Origin of the sequence: Variovorax rhizosphaerae, from assembly GCF_037889975.1 — a bacterium.
Lineage (GTDB): Bacteria > Pseudomonadota > Gammaproteobacteria > Burkholderiales > Burkholderiaceae_C > Variovorax > Variovorax rhizosphaerae.
In genome coordinates this window covers 130,171-152,934 of sequence record NZ_JBBKZT010000011.1, presented here as the reverse complement: position 1 = coordinate 152,934, position 22,764 = coordinate 130,171, and the positions used below count along the sequence as shown (strand labels likewise).

Annotated in this window: 22 protein-coding genes and 1 other RNA gene; 16 read left to right on the top strand and 7 right to left on the bottom strand. The window is 64.7% G+C overall.

The annotated features are described in order from the left end of the window. The first annotated feature begins 54 nt into the window (after positions 1-54). From pstC to phoR, 6 genes are all read left to right on the top strand, one after another. Entirely contained in the window at positions 55-1,077 is a 1,023-nt protein-coding gene (pstC, locus tag WKW82_RS23485; RefSeq protein WP_422823568.1) for a phosphate ABC transporter permease PstC, read from the top strand. Beyond that, the gene (gene pstA / locus WKW82_RS23480) at positions 1,074-1,958 is read left to right on the top strand and encodes a phosphate ABC transporter permease PstA (RefSeq protein WP_340344752.1); all 885 of its coding nucleotides are present in this window, start codon (positions 1,074-1,076) and stop codon (positions 1,956-1,958) included. Before pstC ends, pstA begins: the two co-directional genes overlap by 4 nt. Before the next feature lie 8 nt (positions 1,959-1,966). After that, a complete protein-coding gene (pstB, locus tag WKW82_RS23475; RefSeq protein WP_340344751.1) occupies positions 1,967-2,758 on the top strand; it encodes a phosphate ABC transporter ATP-binding protein PstB in 792 nt (263 codons plus the stop codon). Positions 2,759-2,909: 151 nt separating this feature from the next. Continuing rightward, the gene (gene phoU / locus WKW82_RS23470; protein WP_340344750.1) at positions 2,910-3,611 is read left to right on the top strand and encodes a phosphate signaling complex protein PhoU; all 702 of its coding nucleotides are present in this window, start codon (positions 2,910-2,912) and stop codon (positions 3,609-3,611) included. A gap of 130 nt (positions 3,612-3,741) precedes the next feature. Then, on the top strand, positions 3,742-4,434 hold the full coding sequence (phoB, locus tag WKW82_RS23465) for a phosphate regulon transcriptional regulator PhoB (protein WP_340344749.1): 693 nt from the start codon (positions 3,742-3,744) through the stop codon (positions 4,432-4,434). Between the two features lie 57 nt (positions 4,435-4,491). Beyond that, the gene (gene phoR / locus WKW82_RS23460; RefSeq protein ID WP_340344748.1) at positions 4,492-5,826 is read left to right on the top strand and encodes a phosphate regulon sensor histidine kinase PhoR; all 1,335 of its coding nucleotides are present in this window, start codon (positions 4,492-4,494) and stop codon (positions 5,824-5,826) included. Here phoR and WKW82_RS23455 read toward each other — a convergent pair. The 3 genes from WKW82_RS23455 to WKW82_RS23445 form a co-directional block, all read right to left on the bottom strand. After that, positions 5,789-7,165, bottom strand: a complete 1,377-nt coding sequence (locus WKW82_RS23455) for an MATE family efflux transporter (protein WP_340344747.1) — start codon at positions 7,163-7,165, stop codon at positions 5,789-5,791. The genes phoR and WKW82_RS23455 overlap by 38 nt on opposite strands. After that, positions 7,162-8,901, bottom strand: coding sequence for a hypothetical protein (locus tag WKW82_RS23450; RefSeq protein WP_340344746.1), 1,740 nt, complete (start codon positions 8,899-8,901; stop codon positions 7,162-7,164). Before WKW82_RS23450 ends, WKW82_RS23455 begins: the two co-directional genes overlap by 4 nt. An 82-nt stretch (positions 8,902-8,983) precedes the next feature. Then, positions 8,984-9,250 carry a type B 50S ribosomal protein L31 gene (locus WKW82_RS23445; RefSeq protein WP_340344745.1) on the bottom strand — a complete coding sequence of 89 codons (267 nt, stop codon included), beginning with the start codon at positions 9,248-9,250 and terminating at the stop codon, positions 8,984-8,986. 113 nt (positions 9,251-9,363) lie between these two features. Between WKW82_RS23445 and WKW82_RS23440 the strand changes: the two genes are divergently transcribed. Beyond that, a complete protein-coding gene (locus WKW82_RS23440) occupies positions 9,364-10,422 on the top strand; it encodes an oxidoreductase (protein WP_340344744.1) in 1,059 nt (352 codons plus the stop codon). A 236-nt stretch (positions 10,423-10,658) separates the two neighbouring features. On the opposite strand, the gene rho is transcribed toward WKW82_RS23440, so the two are convergent. Beyond that, positions 10,659-11,924, bottom strand: a complete 1,266-nt coding sequence (gene rho / locus WKW82_RS23435; RefSeq protein WP_340338134.1) for a transcription termination factor Rho — start codon at positions 11,922-11,924, stop codon at positions 10,659-10,661. A 179-nt stretch (positions 11,925-12,103) separates the two neighbouring features. Then, entirely contained in the window at positions 12,104-12,436 is a 333-nt protein-coding gene (trxA, locus tag WKW82_RS23430) for a thioredoxin TrxA (protein WP_213959260.1), read from the bottom strand. Positions 12,437-12,620: 184 nt separating this feature from the next. On the opposite strand from trxA, the gene WKW82_RS23425 reads away from it, so the two are divergent. Both WKW82_RS23425 and WKW82_RS23420 read left to right on the top strand, forming a co-directional pair. Further along, a complete protein-coding gene (locus WKW82_RS23425) occupies positions 12,621-13,889 on the top strand; it encodes a TIGR03862 family flavoprotein (RefSeq protein ID WP_340344743.1) in 1,269 nt (422 codons plus the stop codon). 55 nt (positions 13,890-13,944) lie between these two features. Next, on the top strand, positions 13,945-14,262 hold the full coding sequence (locus WKW82_RS23420; RefSeq protein ID WP_340344742.1) for a hypothetical protein: 318 nt from the start codon (positions 13,945-13,947) through the stop codon (positions 14,260-14,262). Position 14,263: 1 nt separating this feature from the next. Here the strand turns inward: WKW82_RS23420 and ffs are convergent. Together ffs and WKW82_RS23410 are read right to left on the bottom strand one after the other, a co-directional pair. Further along, positions 14,264-14,360, bottom strand: an RNA gene (gene ffs / locus WKW82_RS23415) — signal recognition particle sRNA small type. Between the two features lie 24 nt (positions 14,361-14,384). Then, the gene (locus WKW82_RS23410; protein ID WP_340344741.1) at positions 14,385-15,503 is read right to left on the bottom strand and encodes a M12 family metallopeptidase; all 1,119 of its coding nucleotides are present in this window, start codon (positions 15,501-15,503) and stop codon (positions 14,385-14,387) included. A 118-nt stretch (positions 15,504-15,621) separates the two neighbouring features. On the opposite strand from WKW82_RS23410, the gene dnaX reads away from it, so the two are divergent. From dnaX to WKW82_RS23375, 7 genes are all read left to right on the top strand, one after another. After that, a complete protein-coding gene (gene dnaX, locus WKW82_RS23405; protein WP_340344740.1) occupies positions 15,622-17,472 on the top strand; it encodes a DNA polymerase III subunit gamma/tau in 1,851 nt (616 codons plus the stop codon). 66 nt (positions 17,473-17,538) lie between these two features. After that, positions 17,539-17,871, top strand: a complete 333-nt coding sequence (locus WKW82_RS23400; protein ID WP_213959265.1) for a YbaB/EbfC family nucleoid-associated protein — start codon at positions 17,539-17,541, stop codon at positions 17,869-17,871. 133 nt (positions 17,872-18,004) lie between these two features. Continuing rightward, the gene (recR, locus tag WKW82_RS23395) at positions 18,005-18,595 is read left to right on the top strand and encodes a recombination mediator RecR (protein WP_340344739.1); all 591 of its coding nucleotides are present in this window, start codon (positions 18,005-18,007) and stop codon (positions 18,593-18,595) included. A gap of 172 nt (positions 18,596-18,767) precedes the next feature. Next, entirely contained in the window at positions 18,768-19,802 is a 1,035-nt protein-coding gene (locus WKW82_RS23390) for an ABC transporter substrate-binding protein (RefSeq protein WP_340344738.1), read from the top strand. 75 nt (positions 19,803-19,877) lie between these two features. Then, positions 19,878-20,693: an ABC transporter ATP-binding protein gene (locus WKW82_RS23385; RefSeq protein ID WP_340344737.1), complete on the top strand. Its 816-nt coding sequence runs from the start codon at positions 19,878-19,880 to the stop codon at positions 20,691-20,693. A 1-nt stretch (position 20,694) separates the two neighbouring features. Continuing rightward, on the top strand, positions 20,695-21,519 hold the full coding sequence (locus WKW82_RS23380; protein ID WP_340344736.1) for an ABC transporter permease: 825 nt from the start codon (positions 20,695-20,697) through the stop codon (positions 21,517-21,519). Between the two features lie 26 nt (positions 21,520-21,545). Continuing rightward, positions 21,546-22,748 carry a low temperature requirement protein A gene (locus WKW82_RS23375; RefSeq protein ID WP_340344735.1) on the top strand — a complete coding sequence of 401 codons (1,203 nt, stop codon included), beginning with the start codon at positions 21,546-21,548 and terminating at the stop codon, positions 22,746-22,748. Positions 22,749-22,764: the final 16 nt, after the last annotated feature.

Sequence of the window (22,764 nt, the reverse complement as noted above, 5' to 3'; positions counted from 1 at the left end):
GTGAGCAGCAATCCCTACGAACGGGCGCCGGGCTCGACCTTGTCGGAGCAATCCTTGTCATCCACCTTTCCCGCCAATGCGCGCGCGCTCGACCTTGCGGCCGAACGTTCGGCCCTCAATCCGCCGCCCGCCAAGCGTCCCCGCACCGGCGCGCTGACCGACCAGTTGTTCGGCTGGGCTGCCAAGGGCGCTGCGTTGCTGACGCTTGCGCTGCTGATCGGCATCCTGCTGTCGCTGCTCGTCGGCGCCTGGCCCGCCATCTCGAAGTACGGCCTCGGCTTCCTGACCAGTTCTGTGTGGGACCCCGTCAAGGACGAGTACGGCGGCCTCGTGATGATCTACGGCACACTGGCCACCTCGCTGATCGCGCTGGTGATCGCGGTGCCGGTGAGCTTCGGCATCGCGCTGTTCCTGACGGAGCTGTCGCCTGCATGGCTCAAGCGTCCGCTGGGTACGGCCATCGAACTGCTCGCGGCCGTGCCTTCCATCGTCTACGGCATGTGGGGCTTGCTGGTGTTCGGGCCGATCCTGAGCACCTATGTGCAGCAACCCTTGCAATCATTGCTTGCCGGTGTGCCGTACCTCGGCGCGCTGGTGTCCGGTCCGCCGGTGGGCATCGGCATCCTGTCGGCCGGCATCATCCTGGCGATCATGATCATCCCGTTCATCGCCTCGGTGATGCGCGACGTGTTCGAGGTGACGCCGCCGCTGCTGAAGGAGTCGGCCTACGGGCTTGGCTCGACCACCTGGGAGGTTGTCTCCAAGGTCGTGCTGCCCTACACCAAGGCCGGCGTCATCGGCGGCATCATGCTCGGCCTGGGCCGTGCGCTCGGCGAGACCATGGCCGTGACCTTCGTGATCGGCAACACCAACCAGCTCAATTCGCTGTCGGTGTTCGAGGCCGCGAACAGCATCACCTCGGCACTGGCCAACGAGTTCGCCGAAGCCGGCGCGGGCATGCACCAGGCGGCGTTGATGTACCTCGGACTCGTGCTGTTCTTCATCACCTTCGTGGTGCTGTCGCTGTCGAAGCTGCTGCTGCAACGCATGCAGAAGAGTGAAGGGAAGAAGGCATGACCACGGCAGAGAAATTGCTCGCGGTGAAGACGCTCAACGAGATTCGCGCGGCGAAGTTCGCGAGCCGCAATCGCATGAACCGCATCGCGCTCACGCTGTCGCTGGCGGCCATGGCCTTCGGCGTGTTCTGGCTCGTGTGGATCCTCTGGGAGACGCTGCGCCAAGGCATCGGCGGCCTCGCGATCGCCACCTTCACCGAGATGACGCCACCGCCGAACGAGGCGGGTGGTATTGCGAATGCGATCTTCGGCTCGCTGGTGATGGTCGGCATGGCGACCTTCGTCGGCACGCCGATCGGCATCATGGCGGGGATCTATCTGGCGGAATACAACGCCAAGGGCTGGCTGTCGACCGTGGTCCGCTTCGTCAACGACATCCTGCTGTCGGCGCCGTCGATCGTGATCGGGCTGTTCGTCTATGCGGTGGTGGTCACGTACTTCAAGAACTTCTCCGGCCTGGCGGGTGCATTGGCGCTGGCGCTCATCGTGATCCCGGTGGTGATCCGCACGACGGAGAACATGCTGCAACTGGTGCCGCCGGGACTGCGCGAGGCCGCCTATGCGCTCGGCACGCCGAAGTGGAAGGTCATCATCAGTATCACGCTGCGTGCCGCACGCGCGGGCGTCGTCACCGGCATCCTGCTGGCCGTGGCGCGCATCGCCGGAGAAACGGCGCCGCTGCTGTTCACCGCACTCAACAACCAGTTCTGGACGGCCGACATCTCGCAACCGATGGCCAGCCTGCCGGTGACCATCTTCAAGTTCGCGATGAGCCCCTACGAGAACTGGCAGCAACTGGCCTGGGCCGGCGTGTTCCTCATCACCGTCGCGGTGCTTGGCCTCAACATCCTCGCGCGAGTCCTCACGCGCAACAAGCTTTGAAAGACAACATGTCAGCCACACTCGCACAGCCCGCGAACCATGCGGAGCGCTCCAAGATCTCGGTCAAGGACCTGAACTTCTATTACGGCAAGTTCCACGCGCTCAAGGGCATCAACCTCGAGATCCCCGAGAACAAGGTCACGGCCTTCATCGGCCCGTCAGGCTGCGGCAAGTCGACCTTGCTGCGCACCTTCAACCGCATGTTCGAGTTGTATCCGGAACAGCGCGCCGAAGGCACCATCGCCCTTGACGGCGAGAACCTGCTCACCAGCAAGCAGGACGTGGCACTGATCCGCGCCAAGGTCGGCATGGTGTTCCAGAAGCCGACGCCGTTCCCGATGTCGATCTACGACAACATTGCCTTTGGTGTGAAGCTGTTCGAGAACTTGAGTGCCAGCGACATGGACGACCGCGTCGAATGGGCGTTGAAAAAGGCCGCGCTGTGGACCGAGGTGCGCGACAAGCTGCAGCAAAGCGGCTCGGGCCTTTCCGGCGGCCAGCAGCAGCGCCTGTGCATCGCACGCGGCATCGCGATCAAGCCGGAAGTGCTGCTGCTCGATGAGCCATGCTCCGCGCTGGACCCGATCTCTACCGCAAAGATCGAGGAACTGATCGCCGAGCTGAAGAGCGAATACACCGTGGTCATCGTGACCCACAACATGCAGCAAGCTGCGCGTTGCAGCGACTACACCGCCTACATGTACCTGGGCGACCTGATCGAGTTCGGCGCGACGGAACAGATGTTCTTCAAGCCGAAGCGCAAGGAGACCGAGGACTACATCACCGGCCGTTTCGGCTGAGCCAGCGGCCCATGAACCTGCTGCGCAACGCAATCTCGCATCTCCGGTGCTCAGCGTACCGAGGTACGCCTCCGCTCCTCGATGCGACCTTGCGCCGATCGCTACGGTTCCTGGACCACTGCCTCTACAGTTGATCAACGAAAGAAATGTCATGACTGAAAAGCATCTCTCCAGCCAGTTCGACAGCGAACTCAACGCCGTCTCCTCGCGCGTGATGGAACTCGGCGGCATGGTCGAGTCGCAGATCCACAAGGCGGTCTACGCGTTGTCGCAATTCGATGCCGACGCCGCCGACCGCGTGATGGAAACCGAGCACCGCGTCAACTCGATGGAAATGGAGATCGACCGCGACCTCTCGTCCATCATCGCGCGCCGCCAGCCGACCGCGCGCGACCTGCGCCTGCTGATCGCCATCTCCAAGACCACCGCCAACCTGGAGCGCGTTGGCGACGAAGCCAACAAGATCGCGCGCATGGTCAAGTCGATCATCGAGAGCGGCTCGGCCCGCACGCTGCCCTCGACCGAGATCCGCATCGCCGCCGACCTGGCCTCGGGCCTGTTGCGCAAGGCACTCGACGCCTTCGCGCGTCTCGACACGGTGGCGGCCGTCTCGATCCTCAAGGAAGACGACCTGATCGACCAGGAGTTCGACGGCTTCGTGCGCAAGCTGGTCACCTACATGATGGAAGACCCGCGCACCATCTCCGCCAGCCTCGACCTGCTGTTCCTGGCCAAAGCCATCGAGCGCATCGGCGACCACTCCAAGAACATTGCCGAATTCATCATCTACATCGTCAAGGGCGAGGATGTGCGGCACACTTCGATGGAAGAGATCGAGTCGGCGCTCCAATAGGCTCTCCCCCAGGTCGCGCGCCCTGCGTGCGCGCTCTCACCCCCTCGCCGGGGGGCAACACCGGCGGCCCGGCAACGCCGGTTCCGCGGTGTTTCACGAAGGAGTTGTTGGTACTGGATACCTCGCAGTTATGAAGAAGCCCAAAGTCCTCATCGTCGAAGACGAATCCTCGATCGCCGAACTGATCGCCGTCAACCTGCGCCACAACGGCTTCGAGCCGCTGTGGGCGGAAGACGGCACGGCGGCGCAGCGCGAGATCGACGCGGGCCTGCCGGACCTGATCCTGCTCGACTGGATGCTGCCCGGCCAGAGCGGCCTCCAACTGGCGCGCCAGTGGCGCAAGGACCCGCGCACCAAGGCCATCCCGATCCTCATGCTCACCGCGCGCGGCGACGAACCCGACAAGGTGGCGGGCCTCGACGCCGGCGCGGACGACTACATCACCAAGCCCTTCTCCACGCAGGAGATGCTGGCGCGCATCCGCGCCGTGCTGCGCCGCCGTGCGCCGGAGACCGTGACAGAGCGCGTCGAGATTGGCGACTTGGTGCTCGACACCTCCACCCACCGCGTGACCTGGCAGACGCAATCGCTGAAGGTCGGCCCGACCGAGTTCAAGCTGCTGGCCTTTCTGATGCAACATGCCGAGCGCGTGCACAGCCGCTCGCAACTCCTCGACAAGGTCTGGGGCGACCACGTCTACATCGAGGAACGCACGGTCGACGTGCACGTCAAGCGTCTGCGCGAATCGCTCGGCGCCGCAGCAGCCATGGTCGAGACCGTGCGTGGCGCGGGCTATCGCCTGACTACCCAGATCACGGCCTGACCAGCGCGTCGTGACACAGGCTTCCCACGCCGCTCCCGGCGCGGATAATCCCCCGCCATGCCCTTTCGAATTGCTACATTTTTAATAGCGTCCGCCATAGGCGCAGCGGGCGCTTGGGCGCTGTTCGATTGGCACCTTGCTGCCGCGGGCGCATGGCTCGGCGCCTTGCTCTGGCTGGTGCTCGACGCCTGGCGCGCGGGCCGGCTGCTGCATGTGTTGCGCACCGATGTGGCCCACCTGCCTTCGCGCGGGCCTGGCGTCTGGGGCGAACTGTCGGAGCGCATCCGCAAGCTGCTGCGCGAGCGCGAAAAGCACACGCAGCAAGCCCAGGACCGCCTGCAGGAATTCCTCGCCGCCATCCAGGCCTCGCCCAATGGCGTGGTGCTGCTCGACGAGCAGGGCCGCATCGAATGGTGCAACCAGACGGCGGCCGCGCAGTTCGGCATCGACGCCGAGCGCGACCTGCTGCAGCACCTGGCCAACCTCGTGCGAGACCCGGCCTTCGTGGCCTACCTGGCATCGTGGAACTACAGCCGGCAGGTGCTGATCGACGGGCCTGCGCACAAGGGCCTGCGGGGCGGCCATCCGGTGCGTCTCTCGGTGCAGGTCCATCCGTACGCTGGCAATCGCCGCATGCTGCTGACGCGCGATATCACCGCGCTCGAGCAGGCCGAAACCATGCGACGCGATTTCGTCGCCAACGTCTCCCACGAGATCCGCACGCCGCTCACGGTCCTGGCCGGCTTCATCGAGACGCTGCAGAACCTGCCACTGGACGCCGAGGAGCGCGCGCGCTACCTGCGCCTCATGGGCCAGCAGTCGCAGCGCATGGAAATGCTGGTCAACGACCTGCTGACCCTGTCCAAGCTCGAAGGCAGCGCCGCGCCGCCGTCGAACCAGTGGACACGCGTGCGCGCCTTGCTGTCGCAGTGCGAGGACGAGGCGCGCGGCCTGTCGGGGCGGTTGGCGTCGAACGGCCACAAGATCAACTTTTCGATCGAAGCCGATTCCGAGATCTCGGGCGCCTCGTCCGAGTTGCAAAGCGCCATGTCCAACCTGCTGAGCAATGCGATCCGCTACACCCCCGGCGGTGGCGAGATCGCGGTGACCTGGAAGCTATTGCCAGACGGCCGTGGCGAATACGCCGTGCGCGACAGCGGCCCGGGCATCGCGCCCGAGCACATCCCGCGGCTCACAGAGCGCTTCTACCGCGTCGACCGCAGCCGCTCGCGCGAGACCGGCGGCACCGGCCTGGGACTGGCCATCGTGAAGCACATCGCCCAGCGACACGGTGCCGAGTTGCGCATCGAAAGCACGCCCGGGCACGGCTCGCGCTTCGCGCTCTTGTTTTCGCTCAGCCGGGTACGAACTGCGCGCGCCGTGGCGGCTTGATCGCGCGCCACAGCAGCCCGACGAACAGCAGGGCGGTGAGCCACAGCGCCGCCGCACTCATCAACCAGTAGGCCAGCGGCGATTGCATGGCCTCCCACGGTCCCAGCCCGCGAAAGGCCAGCAGGTAGCTGCCGCCCAGCCCTCCGCCCCACAGCAGCGCGCAGTAGATGACGAGTGGCGCGACCGTTACGCGATAGCAGCGCAGCACATACACGCACATGGTCTGGACCGCGTCCGCCGTGTGGTACGCGGCGGCGGCGCACAGCAGCACCACAGCGAGCGCAGCGACCTCGGCATTGCCCGAGTACACGCCGGCCAGCCACCCGCTGAGGAACACCATCAACGCACCGAGCGCCAGCGCCATGCCGATCATCAATTCGAAGCCCTTGCGGCACGCGCGGCGTGCCAACTGTGGCTCGCCGGCGCCGAGCCAGAAGCTCACCCGCGCACTGGTCGCGATGGAAAGCGACATCGGCACCATGTAGGCCACGCCCACCAGGTTCGATGCGATCTGGTGCGCCGCGGTGGCCACCGTGCCCAGCCGAGCGATGAACAGCGCCATCAGCGTGTACGAAGTGATCTCCACCAGCACTGCAAGACCGGCCGGTCCTCCCAGCCGCAGGAACTGGGCCAACTGTTGCCAGTCCGGCGCCTCCAGCCGTTGCCAGAGCTTGTATTCGCGATAGAAGCTCGCATTGCGCAGCAGCCACATCGCGCACAACAGCATGCTCCAGTTGACGATCAGCGTGGCCCAGCCGCAGCCGATGAGGCCCAGTGCCGGCATCCCCGCGCCACCGAAGCAAAGCCACACCGACAGCGGTACCTTCAAGACCAATGACGCGGCTTGCAGCCAAGTCACCAGTTGCGGTTTGCCAAGGCTCTGGTTCAGCGTGCCGAAGAGTCGGAACAGCAGCGCCGGCGGCAAGCCGAATGCCAGCACGAACAAGTACTGGCCCACGTCATGCCGCATGGCCTCCGGCACGCCGGTCCAGCGCATCAACGCGTCCGGATTCATCATGACCGCCATGCCCAGCACCATCGCCAAACCGCAAAGATAGAGCGATTGCCGCACCGACCGGCCGACCTCTGTCGTGCGCTGCCCGCCGTGCAGTTCAGCCCACACCGGCAGCAGCGCTTGCAGCACGCCCATCAGCGACACATACACGCTGATGAAGATGGCCGACCCTACCGCCAGGGCTGCCAGCGCGCCTTCGTCATAGCGACCCGCAATGATGGTGTCGCAAACGCCAAAAGCCATCACGGCCAGTTGCCCGACCAGTACCGTGCCCGCATGGCGCGCGATCACGCGCCACTCGCTGGTCCGGATGCCCGCGCTCACGGCGTGATGCGCTCATACAGCAGCAGGTCGTCTGTGGCGCTGCTCGGGCGACGCAACGTTCCGTCGAAGCGCCACTGGTCCAGGTCGATGACGTCGTGCAGGCGGGCAATCACGTCGGGATGGACAACCAGCCAGCGGCAGTTATGCGATCCGGTAAGCGGCTGCAATTGGAAATGGCCGTGATGCAGCAGCGCCGCCAGTTGCGCGCGCTGCAGCCCCAACTCCGAAATGCACGTCGTATTGCCCACGCGCTGCGAGATCATCTGGACTTGCGGTGCATAGCTGCGTGCGTAGTCCAGCACTGGCAGCCACAGCGTCATGACCAGCAGCCAGCACAGCGTGGTGCCACCTGCGGGCAGCACCAGCGTCTTCCACAGCGCCGCCTGGTGGCGGCCCGTGCGCCAGCGCACCAACCACAACCAGGCGACGGTGGCCACCAACGCAAAAAGGAATGCCGTGGCGGAAAAACTGGGCACGAAACCTGGCGCCAATCGCGCCACATTGGCCGCGGGCTTGGGCGGAATCCCGGTTTGCAGCGAGACCCAGTAAAGCCAGATGAAGATCGCCGAGGTCGTGAAGGTGAGCAGCGTCAGCCAATCCAGTAGTGCCGCCACGCTGCGTCGGAAGGTCGGCAGCGCAAAGGCCGCCAGCGTCGCGAACGCTGGAAGCGAGAGCAGCAGCGAGCGGTCCGAGAAATCGGTCGTGATCGTGGCGGCGAGCGGCACTATCACGAACCACAAGGGAAGGATCACATGGCGCGCCGTGAGTTGCCGGCGCCAGCGCCATAGCGTCCAGGCTGCCAGCGGCAGCGCCGGCCAAAGAAACCACAGCAGCAGGTTGACCAGGCTGCGCAGGTCCTTGACCAGCGAGATTCCTTTCGTCGTACCCGGCAGCACGACATGCCACCCGAACAACCCGAATGAAGCGGCAAGCGCACCCGCTGTGACCCCGACAACGATCACCGCGATCATCGCGTAGAGCGGATAGGCACGGCCTTCGGCTTCCGGACCGCGTTCCGCGGTGGGCAGGCTTCGTTCGCGATCCATGGCAAGGAACACGATGCAGCCACCACAGAGCATGAGTGCCACCACGGGCGCCCCGCTGAGCGCCATGCCGATGCCGCCCAGCGCTAGCGCCGCCAGCGCACCCACGGGGCGGTAGGGCAGGGCGGCGATACCGTAGAACAGACTGGCCGTGAAGAACAACTGCGCGAGTGCCGGCGTGGTCTCGTGGCCGAGTTGCAGCAGTCCCAGCGTGGCCAACAACGCGAGCAGGGCGCCGTCCGCGATGGCGCGCGCATAGTCCGTGGGCCTGGCCTCGCCGCCGAAGGCAAACGCGACGGGCTGGGCTCGTGGCGTGCGAGCCAGGTAGTAGACGGCATACCAGGTCGCGGTGAACGTGCCCCAGAGCAGCAGGGCAAAGACAAAGCGCACCGCCAGGTCGGGGCTGATCCATGCCGGCGCCAACTTGATCGCTCCGGCGCCGATCCAGTAGGGCAACAAGGCGGGCGTCTCCGGCCGCAAGCCGAACAGCAGGGGATCGAACCAGCGCGCCGCGCCTTCGGTGCTGCGAGCTAACTCCGCCATGTAGCCGAATGCCGCGACGTCCGCGGTTTTCCATGGGCCACGGCCGACCAGGCCCGGCATCAGGTAAGCCGCGCAAAGCAATATCAGCGCGACCCGCGGCATGCGGCGCACTGCGGCCTGGGCAACGATGGCGGGCGTCGGCTGGCTCAACGGAGGGGCATGAAAGGAGACGTCTCGAACGAAAAAAAAGGCAGCGCGGTAAACCGGGCTGCCTGGACCTGGAGCGGCAAGCTTACTTGGAAGCGGCGCCGGTGGTCTTGCCGAAGCGATTGCGGAACTTCTCGACGCGACCGCCCATGTTGTCGACCGACTTCTGCGTGCCGGTGTAGAACGGGTGCGATTCGCTGGTGGTGTCCAGCTTGAACAGCGGCAGTTCGCGGCCGTCGTCGGTCGTTCCCATTTCCTTGGTGTTCGCGCACGAACGGGTCACGAACTTGAAGCCGTTCGACATGTCGACGAACAGAACTTCGCGGTAATTCGGGTGGATGCCTGCTTTCATGGTCTTTCCTTTGGGGTCGATGCGAGAGCCACGCCGGGCGAAATCCAGGCCGCACTTTTCGCGAAGCCTGCTATTATCGCATACTGGCGCATTTGCAGGCAAACACCGCCTTTATGACCACCAGAACACTGCGCGTCGGCCTCGTCGGCTACGGATTTGCAGGCCAGACTTTTCATGCGCCAGTGCTCTCCGCCGTGCCCGGGCTGGCGCTGGGCGCCATCATGAGTTCGCAGGCGGCCAAGGCGCAGGCCGACTGGCCGGGCGCCACCGTCGTGCCGGACCTGCCCACCATGCTGGCGCTTGCCGACATTGACCTGGTCGTCGTTGCCACGCCCAACGAGGCGCATTTCCCGGTGGCCAAGGCCGCGCTGGAGGCCGGCAAGCACGTGGTGGTGGACAAACCGTTCACGCTCGACGCGGCCGAGGCGCGCGCTTTGGCGGACCTGGCGCAGCAAAAGGGCCGGGTGCTCGCCGTCTATCAGAACCGGCGCTACGACGCCGATTTCCTGACGCTGCGCGACGTCATCGCCAGCGGCAAGCTCGGTCGCCTGGTCTTCTTCGAATCGCACTTCGACCGATTCCGACCGGAGGTGAGACAGCGGTGGCGAGAGCAGGACGTGCCCGGCGCGGGCCTCTGGGTCGACCTGGGCGCGCACCTGGTCGACCAGGCGGTGCAACTGTTCGGCAAGCCCGACACCCTCCAACTCGACACCGCCACCCTGCGCGACGGGGCCCGCGTCAACGATCATTTCCACGCGCTGCTTCGCTATGAGGCGGGCCCGCACGCCCCGTTGCGCGTGGTGTTGCACGCGAGCACCCTGGCCGCCCATGCCGCGCCGCGCTACATCCTGCACGGCACCCGGGGCAGCTATGTGAAGCACGGCGTCGACGTGCAGGAAGACGCGCTGAAGGCCGGCGAGCGCCCGGGCAGCGAAGCTTGGGGCGTCGACCCCTTGGTCGGGGAACTGAAGGTGCACGCGGTAGGCGAATGGGTGCAGACCATCGAGTGGCCCAACCGCCGAGGCAACTACGTCGACTACTACGTTGCGGTTCGTGATGCGATCCTCGGCACCGCCCCGAACCCCGTGCCACCGGAGCAGGCCGTTGCCTTGATGGAGCTGCTGGACCTCGGCACCCAAAGTGCCAAGGAAGGCCGCGCCCTCGCGCCATGAAAAAAGCGCGCTGCCCTTGAAGGGGCAACGCGCTCTTGCGGGGCGGACAACGGACGTAGAAGGCGTGAAGAATTCGTAGCGAGGGCGCCGAAGTCGGGTCTGCGGCGCGGACCCGCACTCTCGTGCGGTGACAACGAAGTTGCGGCGGAGGCTAACAATTGCGCGAAGCGCTTGTTATGCCGGAGCCAACACCGCAGGCCCGAGATCGGTGTCCGCAGTAGAAAGATTCGCGCCTTCTACCCGCCGCGACGCATCATGTCGAAGAACTCGACATTGGTCTTGGTCGCTTTCATGTTCTTGAGCATCAGCTCCATCGACTCGATCTCGTCCATGTTGTACATGAGCTGACGCAGGATGCGGGTCTTCTGCAGGATCTCGGGGGCGAGCAGCAGTTCTTCGCGACGCGTGCCGCTGCGGTTCAGCTGGATCGAGGGGAACACGCGCTTCTCATAGAGGCGGCGGTCCAAGTGGATTTCGCTGTTGCCGGTGCCCTTGAACTCTTCGAAGATCACTTCGTCCATGCGGCTGCCGGTGTCGACCAGCGCAGTGCCGATGATGGTCAGCGAGCCGCCTTCTTCGACATTGCGCGCGGCGCCCAGGAAGCGCTTGGGGCGCTGCAGGGCGTTGGAGTCCACACCACCCGTCAGCACCTTGCCCGACGAGGGCACGACGTTGTTGTAGGCACGGGCCAGGCGGGTGATCGAGTCCAGCAGGATCACCACGTCCTTCTTCAGTTCGACCAGGCGCTTGGCGCGCTCGATCACCATTTCGGCGACGTGCACGTGGCGCGCTGCGGGCTCGTCGAAGGTCGAGGCAATGACCTCGCCTTTCACGGTGCGCTGCATTTCGGTCACTTCTTCAGGCCGCTCGTCGACGAGCAGGACCATCATGTGGACGTCCGGGTAGTTGGCGCTGATCGCGTGGGCGATGTGCTGCATCATCACCGTCTTGCCGCTCTTGGGCGGCGCCACGAGCAGGGCGCGCTGGCCTTTGCCGATGGGGGCGATGATGTCGATGATGCGGCCGGTGATGTTCTCGTCGCTCTTGATGCCGTCGCGCTCGAGCTTCATCTGCTCCTTGGGGAACAGCGGCGTCAGGTTCTCGAACATCACCTTGTGCTTGTTCTGCTCGGGCACGCCGTCGTTGACCTTGTCGAGCTTGGTCAGCGCGAAGTAGCGCTCGCCATCCTTGGGCGTGCGGACTTCGCCTTCGACCATGTCGCCGGTGTGCAGGTTGAAGCGGCGCACCTGGCTCGGGCTGATGTAGATGTCGTCGGTACTGGCCGTGAAGCTGGTGTCGGGGCTGCGAAGGAAGCCGAAGCCGTCGGGCAGGATCTCCAGGACGCCATCGGCGAAGACCTGTTCGCCGGCCTTCGCGCGCTTCTTGATGATGGCGAACATCAATTCCTGCTTGCGCATGCGGCCGGTGTTTTCGATCTCAAGCGCTTCGGCCTGCTTGAGGACTTCAGACACGTGGAGTGCCTTGAGTTCGTTTAAGTGCATTGAATGACCCCTCTGCGGGGTAGCGACTGAGAAACGGGGGGAGGTTTGAACTGTGAGACGAGAGGTGCCTCACAAACCGGGGAACTCGAACCGGGGCGCTTGTGGCGTGCCGGTGATCTGCTGCCGATTATGCAGCAAATCTGGAGGCCTACGCCTTGCGCGTAGACCTCCGTATTCAATCAGGCGAGTTGCTGGTCGATGAAAGCGGTCAACTGGGCCTTGCTCATGGCGCCGACCTTGGTGGCGGCCAACTGGCCGTCCTTGAACAGCATGAGCGTGGGAATGCCACGAATGCCGAACTTGGCGGGGATGTCGCGGTTCTCGTCGACGTTCATCTTGGCGACCTGGAGCTTGCCCTCGTAGGTGCTCGAGACCTCGTCGAGGATGGGCGCGATCATCTTGCAGGGGCCGCACCATTCCGCCCAGTAGTCGACCAGCACGGGCTTGCCGGCCTGCAGCACGTCGGCTTCGAAGGAGGAATCGGAGATGTGTTTGATGAGGTCGCTTGCCATGTCTTGTCCTTTGGGTGCGGTGAGCAGTAGTGCCGCTAAAGTGCGGGTCATTGTGACAGAAACCAAGATTGGCCGTGCCGGGCGAGCGGGCTATCGCGGCCATAGTTTTCCCCCTGACAACCCATCGGAAAGCCGGCTTGCATGACCGGAGTCTGGCGCCATGTTGTCGCACCCATCGAATCGAATGACCCAGAAGAAAACCCTTGCCGTTGTCGGAGGCGGCCCCGCGGGACTCATGGCCGCTGAAGTGCTCAGCGCGGCCGGCGCGCAGGTTCACGTCTACGACGCCATGCCCTCGGTGGGTCGCAAGTTCCTGCTGGCCGGGCGCGGCGGACTCAACCTCACGCATTCGGAGCCCTTCGATGTTTTCGCGACCCGCTTCGGCGCGCGGCAGGCGCAGGTGCGGCCGATGCTCGCAGCCTTCGGGCCACGACAGGTGCAGGATTGGGCACACGGACTTGGCATCGAAACCTTCGTCGGTAGCTCGGGCCGGGTGTTCCCGAAAGACATGAAGGCCGCGCCGCTGTTGCGCGCGTGGCTGCATCGCCTGCGTGCCGCGGGCGTCCAGTTCCACATGCGCCATCGTTGGCTGGGTTGGGAAGACGACAGCGCGCCGCCGACCGCATTGCGCTTCGCCACTCCACAAGGCGAGCAGCACGCGAGCCCCGATGCGGTCGTGTTGGCGCTGGGCGGCGCGAGCTGGTCGCGGCTGGGTTCCGATGGCGCCTGGTGGCCGTGGTTGCAAGCGCGGCAAGTACAGATGGCGCCGCTGCAGCCCGCCAACTGCGGCTTCGACGTGGGCTGGAGCGCGCATTTCGCCGACCGCTTTGCAGGCCATCCATTCAAGTCGGTTGCCCTGTCGTTCACCGACAGGCAAGGGCGTTCATTCGCGCGCAAGGGCGAGTTCGTCGCGACCGCAACCGGTATCGAAGGCAGCCTGGTTTACGCGGCCTCGGCGCTGTTGCGCGACGAGATCAACGCCGCGGGCGGCGAGGGCGCGACCTGCCACATTGACCTGCTGCCGGACCGAACTGAGGCACAGGTATTGGCTGCGGTCAATCATCCCCGGGGTGCCCGGTCGCTGTCGAGCCATCTGAAGAGCCGACTCGGACTGGATGGCATCAAGTCGGGCCTGCTGCACGAGCAACTCACCCGCGAGGAAATGCACCAGCCGAAACGCCTTGCCGGGGCCATCAAGGCGCTGCCATTGCGCGTCCGGGCCGCGCGTCCTGTCGACGAGGCGATCAGCACCGCGGGCGGTGTGCGATTCGATGCGCTCGACGCGAACCTGATGGTGGCGGCGTTGCCTGGCGTGTTCTGCGCTGGCGAAATGCTCGACTGGGAGGCGCCCACGGGTGGGTACTTGCTCACGCTCAGCATGGCCAGTGGGGTTGCCGCTGCGCATGCAGCCCTGCGATGGCGCAATGCATCACGAATGAATACCTTTGCCTGATATGCAGTGTCGGTGGGGCGCGACGACAATCCCTTGAGACATTCAGGGGGTGCCGATGAGGCCAAAAGTAGAGATCGAGAAGATCCGCGAGAGCTATTTCAACTACAGCGTCAGCACAGAGAGCGGCAATGCGATCTACGCCTGTGAGGGCCTTTATTCGATTGCAGAGTGCATCCACGATGCGGCCACCGCGCTGGGCCACAATTTTCCGATCACCACACTTGGCTACGAAGGCTTCGTGCTGGGCGAGTTCTCGGTGGAGATGATGGAGCACTCCGCCAAGCTGCTGGAGCGATGGCTGGAGGCACTCCTGAACGGGCTGGCGCCGAATGGCCGGGATGGCGATGACTGCCGTTGGCAGCCATTGAAATGAGGTTGACGAGCCTTACCCCCGGCACTGACTCCACAGTTAGGGCTGCTTGGTTCCCCACCTGACCCGGTTGGCCGCTTCACCATGCGGGGAGGCCCGTCAGCCGACATTGTAGATGACGGATTTCACCAGACCATCAACGAGGTCTCCAAAGCCGCGTCGGCGTAGTAGAGCCGCACGCCGACTTGGTACTTGCGGCCCTTCTGCAGGCGCATGCTCACATGCGCATTCAGGTCGGTGCCGCTGTCGTCGTTGCCGGCGATCTGCACGTTGCCGGTGGGTGTGACCTCGAACAACACCAGCACCGTGTCCGAGGTGCCGAAAGTGCCGACGTCGTAGGTGCGGGTGCGTGTCGGCGCGAACTCGAACACGCGCGTCTCGCCGGCCTTGAGCTTCAGCAACTGCGACAGGCCGACCTTGAGTTCCGGTATCGCTGGCGCCTTGACGCCGGGATAGGACTGCGCCACCCAGGTCTTGTCAGCCGCGGAGAGGCCGCCCTTGGGCGTCAGGCCATTCGAGTATTTCGCCGGCGCCTGGATCAGTCCCGCCTCGAATTGATACTCCATGACGGAGTCGGGGTCCCAGGTGGTGCCCTTTACTTCGGCTGGGGGAATCTTGCGCAGGATGTTCCAGTCGATCTGGTCGTCGGGCCAGGAATTGGGCGGCCCCCGGAAGTAGTCCAGCACGGCCTGGCGGTTCCAGGTGATGCCGGCATTCGGATTCTGGTGCTCATGCTCGAGACCCAGCGTGTGGCCGATCTCGTGCAGCGCAGTGTCGCCGCCATAAGTCGTGTTCAGTGGCCATCCGTAGTTGAGGGTGCGCTCGGCCGGATCCCGGGTGTTGAGCACGTCGCGGCCCACGTATGACCAGGAGCCGTCGTTCTGGTCGAAGCCGATGCGGACCATGGCGTCGGCAGGATGGTCGACTTTCTTGAATGTGATGCCGAGACCCAGCTTGGCCCAGGTCGCGAACGCGTTGTCGACGGCGGCGATATCGCTCGCGACGCCAAACCAGGCAGACGGCACCGCATCGCCCTTGCGGAAGCAGTAGTAGGTGAGCGTGGTGCCGTTCACCCATTTCTTGCTCGCGCTCAATATGGCAAACGCGCGGCCGGCCGGCACGTTGCGGTCGAAGGTGCGCGGGGTCTGCACGGGTTGCGCGCAGTAGCGCAGCCGGGTCGGCTTTGCGGCTGCGGCGGGCTTGGTTGCTTTCGCACTGCGCTTGGTGCTGGGGGCATCGGCCATGATGTGTCTCCTCCTTCTACGGGGCTTTCATACTAGTGAGCCGTGACGGGGTTTACAACTGCATAACGGCATACATCCCGCGCCATAGCGGTCCATGACCGACCCCTAAAATGCCCCGATGTCCTATCTCGTGCTCGCCCGCAAATACCGTCCCCGGAACTTCGAGGAGATGGTGGGGCAACAGCACGTCGTGCAAGCGCTGTCGAATGCACTGACTACCCAGCGCCTGCATCACGCCTACCTGTTCACCGGCACGCGCGGCGTCGGCAAGACTACCGTGTCACGCATCCTGGCCAAGTCGCTCAACTGCCCGGGACCGGACGGGCAGGGCGGCATCACGGCCACGCCCTGCGGTGTGTGCCAGGCGTGCAAGGACATCGATTCGGGCCGCTTCGTCGACTACACCGAGCTCGACGCAGCCTCCAACCGTGGCGTCGACGAAGTGCAGTCGCTGCTGGAGCAGGCGGTCTACAAGCCGGTGCAGGGCCGCTTCAAGGTCTTCATGATCGACGAAGTGCACATGCTCACCCCCACCGCGTTCAACGCGATGCTGAAGACGCTGGAGGAGCCGCCCGAGTACCTCAAGTTCGTGCTGGCAACCACCGATCCGCAAAAGGTGCCGGTCACGGTGCTGTCGCGCTGCCTGCAATTCAATCTTCGGCCGATGGCGCCGGAGACCGTGCTGGAGCACCTGACGCAGGTGCTGCAAACCGAGCAGGTGCCGGCCGAGGTGCAGGCGCTCCGCCTGCTGGCGCGTGCGGCGCGTGGCTCGATGCGCGATGCGCTGTCCCTGACCGACCAGGCCATTGCCTTTGGCAACGGCACCCTGGTCGAGGCGGGCGTGCGACAGATGCTCGGCACGGTCGACCGTGGGCATGTGTTCAGGCTCATCGATGCGCTCGCGGCGGGCGATGGCAAGACCGTGGTCGAGACTTCGGAAGTGTTGCGGCGCGATGGTCTCTCTGCCGCTTCGACGCTGGAGGAAATGACCACCGTGCTGCAGGCCATGGCGGTGATGCAAGCCGTGCCGGCACGGGCAGGCCTTGCAGATGGCACCGACCCCGATGCGGCCGAGACGGCGCGTTTGGCGGCATCCATGCCACCTGACGAAACGCAACTCCTCTACAGCCTGTGCCTGCATGGCCGGGGCGAGTTGGGCCTGGCGCCCGACGAGTACGCCGCGCTCACGATGGTGTTGCTGCGCTTGCTGGCATTCAAGCCATCCGGGGAAAAAAAAACTCTGAATGACCCGGTTCGGGCGGGTTTGCCGGCAGAGCGCGTCGCTGTCGTTGTCGCGCCGGCGGCTTCGCCCGTAGTCGCCGAGGCTGCAACGGCTTCGGTTGCAGCCGGGGCAAAAGCCTCGGCTGCGGCACCGGCTGAGATGGCCCAGGTTGTCGCAGCGCCACCCGGTCATCGCCTGGCGGTGGTCGAGCCGCCTGCGCTCGCGGAAGCCAGGAAGGCTTCAGTGATCACGGATGCCGCACAGGGCACGCCCGCCGTGGTCGCGATCCCGGTCCGCGTTCAGCCGCCGCCCGGCGCGCGCGACATGGCGAGAGAAAGGCCTTCCGACACGCCGCTCGTGACAAGCGAAGACGGCGACTACTGGCACGATACGGTCATGCAACTGGTGGTGGCCGAGACTATCGGCGCGCTCACGCGCGAACTGGCCTTGCAGTCGCAATTGGTGGCGCGCGACGTGGACCAATGGTTGCTGCGCGTGGAGCGTGAATCGCTCAACCAGCCTGCCAGTCGCGAGAAGCTTCAAGCGGCGCTGGCAACGCTCGGGCATGGCGTCAAGCTCATCGTGGAGATCGGCAACGTGACCGACAGTCCGGCGCGCCGCAACAAGTTGGACTCCGAAGCCCGACAGCGCGCGGCGGAAGAGGCCATCCACAACGATCCGCTCGTGCAGAGCATGATGCGCGACTTCGATGCCCGCATCGTGCCGGGGACGCTGCGGCCGGTGTAGGGCCGGGCGTCTTGCGGCGGTTTAGCATTCACCCATCTATTTTTTCAACCATTCAGGATCAAACCCATGTTCAACAAAGGACAACTTGCCGGCCTCATGAAGCAGGCGCAAGCGATGCAGGAGAACCTCAAGAAGGCGCAGGAAGAACTGGCCACCATCGAGGTCGAAGGCGAATCCGGCGCGGGCCTCGTGAAGGTCGTGATGACCTGCAAGCACGATGTCAAGCGGATCACGATCGACCCCAGCCTGCTGGCCGACGACAAGGACATGCTGGAAGACCTCGTCGCCGCCGCCTTCAATGCCGCGGTGCGCAAGGCCGAGGAAACCAGTGAGCAGAAGATGGGCAAGCTGTCCGCCGGCATGCCGGGCCTGCCGCCCGGCATGAAGCTGCCTTTCTGAAACATGTTGCTCGCCCCCAGGTCGTCGCGCACTGCGTGTCGCGACTCTTCCCCCCGACCGGGGGCAATACCAGCGGCCCGGCGGAGCCGGTTCCGCGCTATTCCCGGAGAGGGTCTCGCGAGGTCCAAGGTGTATGGCTGATTCCAGCTCGCTCGATGCACTGGTCGAGGCCTTGCGTCGACTGCCGGGGGTGGGCGTCAAGTCTGCTTCGCGCATGGCGTTCCACTTGTTGCAGCATGACCGCGAAGGCACGCAGTTGCTTGCGCGCGCACTGCAACAGGCGGCCAGCCAGGTGCGGCACTGCGATCGCTGCAATACCTTCACCGAGGCAGACATCTGCAACGTCTGCAGCGATCCGAGGCGCGACGCCAGCAAGCTGTGCGTCGTGGAGACGCCGGCTGACCAGGCAGCGCTCGAACGCACCGGCGCGTTTCGCGGCTACTACTTCGTGTTGATGGGCAAGCTGAGCCCGCTCGATGGCATCGGCCCCAAGGACATCGGCTTGCAGAAGTTGTTCGACCGAGCGCTCGACGGCCACGTGGTCGAGGTGATCCTGGCCACCAACTTCACGGCCGAGGGCGAAGCCACGGCCCATGTGATCGGCGAGGCGTTGCGCCAACGCGGCCTTACGGTCACGCGATTGGCGCGTGGCGTGCCCGCGGGCAGCGAGCTTGAATACGTCGACTTGGGGACGATTGCGCACGCATTGGTCGACCGGCGTTGACGGGCTGGGTGGCCCCGTTCTTTACTGGACGTCCCGTTGATTTTTCCCCTCGATCAGAGGACTTCATTCTTACGTGGAAACCCGCACGGGATGTTCCCGATGCAGGTGGGGGTGTCGCTCCCTAAGCTCGGGTCAACTTCACACAAGCAACGACGGCTTTCGCGTCGCTCCCATGCTCAACCGCCGTACTTTCACCACCGCTGCAGCGCTCGGCGCCGCAGCGATCGCAGTGCCTTTCGTCTACGCACAAGGCAAGCTTGAAAAGACCAAGGTTTCCATTGCAGTGGGGGGCAAGGCAGCGTTCTACTACCTGCCCTTGACCATCAGCGAGCAACTCGGCTACTTCAAGGCCGAGGGCCTCGATGTCGAGATCTCCGACTTCGCCGGTGGCTCGCGAGCGCTGCAGGCTGTCGTCGGCGGCTCGGCGGATGTGTGTTCGGGCGCGTTCGAGCACACCATCAACCTGCAGGCCAAGAACCAGTACTTCCAGTGCTTCGTGTTGCAAGGCCGGGCACCGCAGATCGCCGTGGGTGTCTCGACCAAGAACATGCCCACGTACAAGTCCATTGCAGACCTCAAGGGCAAGAAGATCGGCGTCTCCGCGCCGGGGTCGTCGACCAACATGGTGGCCAACCTCGTGCTCTCGCGCGGCGGCGTCAAGGCGAGCGAGGTGAGCTACATCGGCGTGGGTGTTGCGGCCGGTGCGTTGACGGCGCTGCGCGCGGGACAGATCGATGCGATCAGCAACACCGACCCCGTGATGACGATGCTCGAGCAGAAGGGCGATGTGAAGATCATCAGCGACACGCGCACGCTCAGGGGCACGCAAGAGGTGTTCGGTGGACCGATGCCTGCGGCCTGCCTCTATGCATCGTCGGAATTCATCCAGAAGAATCCCAACACCTGCCAGGCGCTCGCCAATGCGATCGTGCATGGCCTCAAGTGGCTGCAGACAGCCGGGCCGGGCGACATCATCAAGACGGTGCCTGAAACCTACATGCTGGGTGACCGGGCGCTCTACCTGGCGTCCTTCGACAAGGTGCGCGAAGCGATTGCCGTCGATGGCCTGGTGCCTGCCGAAGGGCCGAAGACGGCGCTGGCCGCCATCGGCAGCTTTGACAACACGGTCAAGCCCGACAAAATCGATGTGGACAAGCTCTACACCAATGAATTCGCCAAGCGTGCCAAGGACAGGTTCAAAGCCTGAACCGCAAGCGCATCACGACCCGGCTTCGGCCGGGTTTTTTGTTTGGATCTGAACACCAACGACGCAGCCCCATCCATGCCTGACTACGCGCTCGAACTCCTGGACATCAGCTGTACCTTTCGCTCGAAGGATGATCCCTCTCAACGCTACACGGCAGTGGCCGATACCACGCTGCGCGTCCGGGCAGGCGAGTTCGTCTGTGTCGTCGGGCCTACGGGCTGCGGCAAGTCGACGCTTCTCAATGTGGGGGCCGGGTTGCTGGAGCCCTCGTCAGGTGCGGTCAAGGTGTTTGGCGAGCCATTGCTCGGCATCAACCGGCGCGCTGGCTACATGTTCCAGAGCGAGGCCTTGATGCCATGGCGCAGCACGCTCGACAACGTCTTGGTGGGCCTGCAGTACCGCGGCGTGGCCGATGCCGATGCACGCGCGCAGGGCGAGGCCTGGCTGGCGCGCGTGGGCCTGTCGGGCTTTGGCGATCGCTATCCGCATCAGCTGTCTGGCGGCATGCGCAAGCGTGCGGCGCTGGCGCAGACGCTGGCGCTGGACCCGGACATCATCCTGATGGACGAGCCCTTCAGCGCACTCGACGTGCAGACCCGCCAGCTCATGGAGAACGAGGTGCTCGACCTTTGGGCCGCGAAGAAGAAGGCGGTTCTCTTCATCACCCATGACCTCGACGAAGCCATCGCGATGAGCGATCGGGTGGTGGTGCTTTCGGCCGGTCCGGCGACCCGTCCGATCGGCGAGTTCAACATCGACCTTCCGCGCCCGCGCGACGTCGCCGAGGTGCGCACCGATTCGCGCTTCGTCGAACTGCACACGCAGATATGGAACGTGCTGCGCGATGAAGTGCTCAAGGGCTATGCGCAGCAGTTGAAGAAGGCAGCCTGACATGCTGAACGAACGCAATGCGCGTTTCTGGCAACTCGCGTTGCTGGTGGTCATCCTGGTGGTGTGGCACGTCGCTTCGCGCAACCAGCAGTTCGCCTTCTTCGTGGGCGAGCCGATCCAGGTGGCGGGGCGCGTCTGGAGCTGGTTCCTGCCTTTCGATGTGCCGGCCAACGCATTTTTCCCGGACGGGCTGAAGGGCAATGCGGACGTGTACCTGCACCTCGGCACGACGCTGGTCGAGACCTTGCTGGCCTTTGCCATCGGTACCGCGGTGGGGCTGGCCTGCGGGCTGTGGCTCGCGCTGGCGCCGACGGCCAGCCTGATCCTCGATCCATACATCAAGGCGGCCAACTCGATGCCGCGCGTGATCCTTGCGCCGATCTTCTCGCTGTGGTTCGGACTGGGCATCTGGAGCAAGGTGGCGCTGGCGGTCACGCTGGTCTTCTTCATCGTGTTCTTCAACGTGTACCAGGGCGTGCGGGAGGTCAGCCCCGTGATCCTCGCCAATGCGCGCATGCTCGGCGCCAACCAGCGGCAACTGTTGCGCACCGTCTATCTGCCGAGTGCGACCAGTTGGGTGTTCTCCAGCCTGCATACCTCCGTCGGGCTGGCCTTCGTGGGTGCCGTCGTTGGCGAGTACCTGGGTTCGGCACGCGGCGTGGGGTATCTGATCCTGCAGGCGGAAGGCACCTTCGATGTCAACACGGTATTTGCAGGTATCGTCGTGCTCACTGTCTTCGCCCTGGTGCTCGACGCCGTCGTGGGCGTGATCGAGCGGCGCTTGATGAAGTGGCAGCCGCGCAGCGGCGAAACTGAGAAGCTTTAGAACCCATACGCATCCGGGAGCAAAGATTGAGCGACAACCACGCGCACGCCGCAAAGAACCATCCGCGGGGCCTTCTGCGCTCTCGCCATACCGCGGCGCGGGTCTCGAACGAAGAACTGTTCTTCGACTTGGTCTATGTCTTCGCCGTCACGCAGTTGTCTCACTACCTGCTCGATCACCTGACCTTGCTCGGTTCGGTGCAGACGCTGTTGCTGTGGTTCGCGGTATGGCTCGGCTGGCAGTACACGGCCTGGGTGACCAACTGGTTCGAGCCTTCTGCGCTGCAGATCCGCCTGGTGCTGTTCTCGATCATGCTGGTGGCGCTGGTGATGGCTTCGGGGCTGCCGCAGGCCTTCGGCGAGCGGGCGATGGTGTTTGCCTGTTGCTATGCGGGCATCCAGGTGGGACGCACGCTGTGGGTCTTGCTCGCACTGGGCAAGCACGATGCGCTGGTGCCCAACTTCCGCCGCATCCTGGCCTGGACCTCGATGGCCGCGGTGCTGTGGGTGGCAGGCGCGTTGGCGGATGGCTACCTGCGCCTGGCACTCTGGGCTGCCGCGGTGCTGTGCGAATACGCGGCGCCGATGATCGGCTTCAGGTTCCCGGGTCTGGGTCGGTCCAGCACGGCCGACTGGACGATCGACGGCGGCCATCTTGCCGAGCGTTGCCAGCTTTTCGTGATCGTGGCCTTGGGGGAGTCGTTGCTCGCAAGCGGTGTGGCCTTCGGCCAGGCGAAGGAATGGGCGGTCGGGGCGGTGTTGACCTTGCTCGTGACCTTCCTCGGAAGCATCGCGATGTGGTGGATGTACTTCGACACGAGCAGCAAGGATGCGGCCCATGTCATCGAGCACTCCGACGACCCTGGCGGCATCGGGGCCAAGTTTCACTACACGCATGTGGTGCTGGTGGCCGGCATCATCGTCTCGGCGGTGGCCGACGAGCTCGTCATCGGCCATGGCGAGCACCATGTGGAGTGGAAGTACCTGGGCGCGCTGATCGGCGGGCCGGCCATCTATCTGTTCGGCAATGCGCTTTTCAAGCGCGTGGTGTACGGCTTCACGCCGCAGTCGCATATCGGCGGCTTGGCGGCACTGGTCCTGATCGTGCCGTTTGCATCGCATCTGTCGGTGGCGACGGTGGGGATGCTGACCACTGCCGTGATGGTGGTGGTGGCGCTGCTGGAGTCGGTGTGGCGGCGGCGGTCGCGCGCACGGGTTGCTGCGCACTGAGATTGCGGTTGCCGGG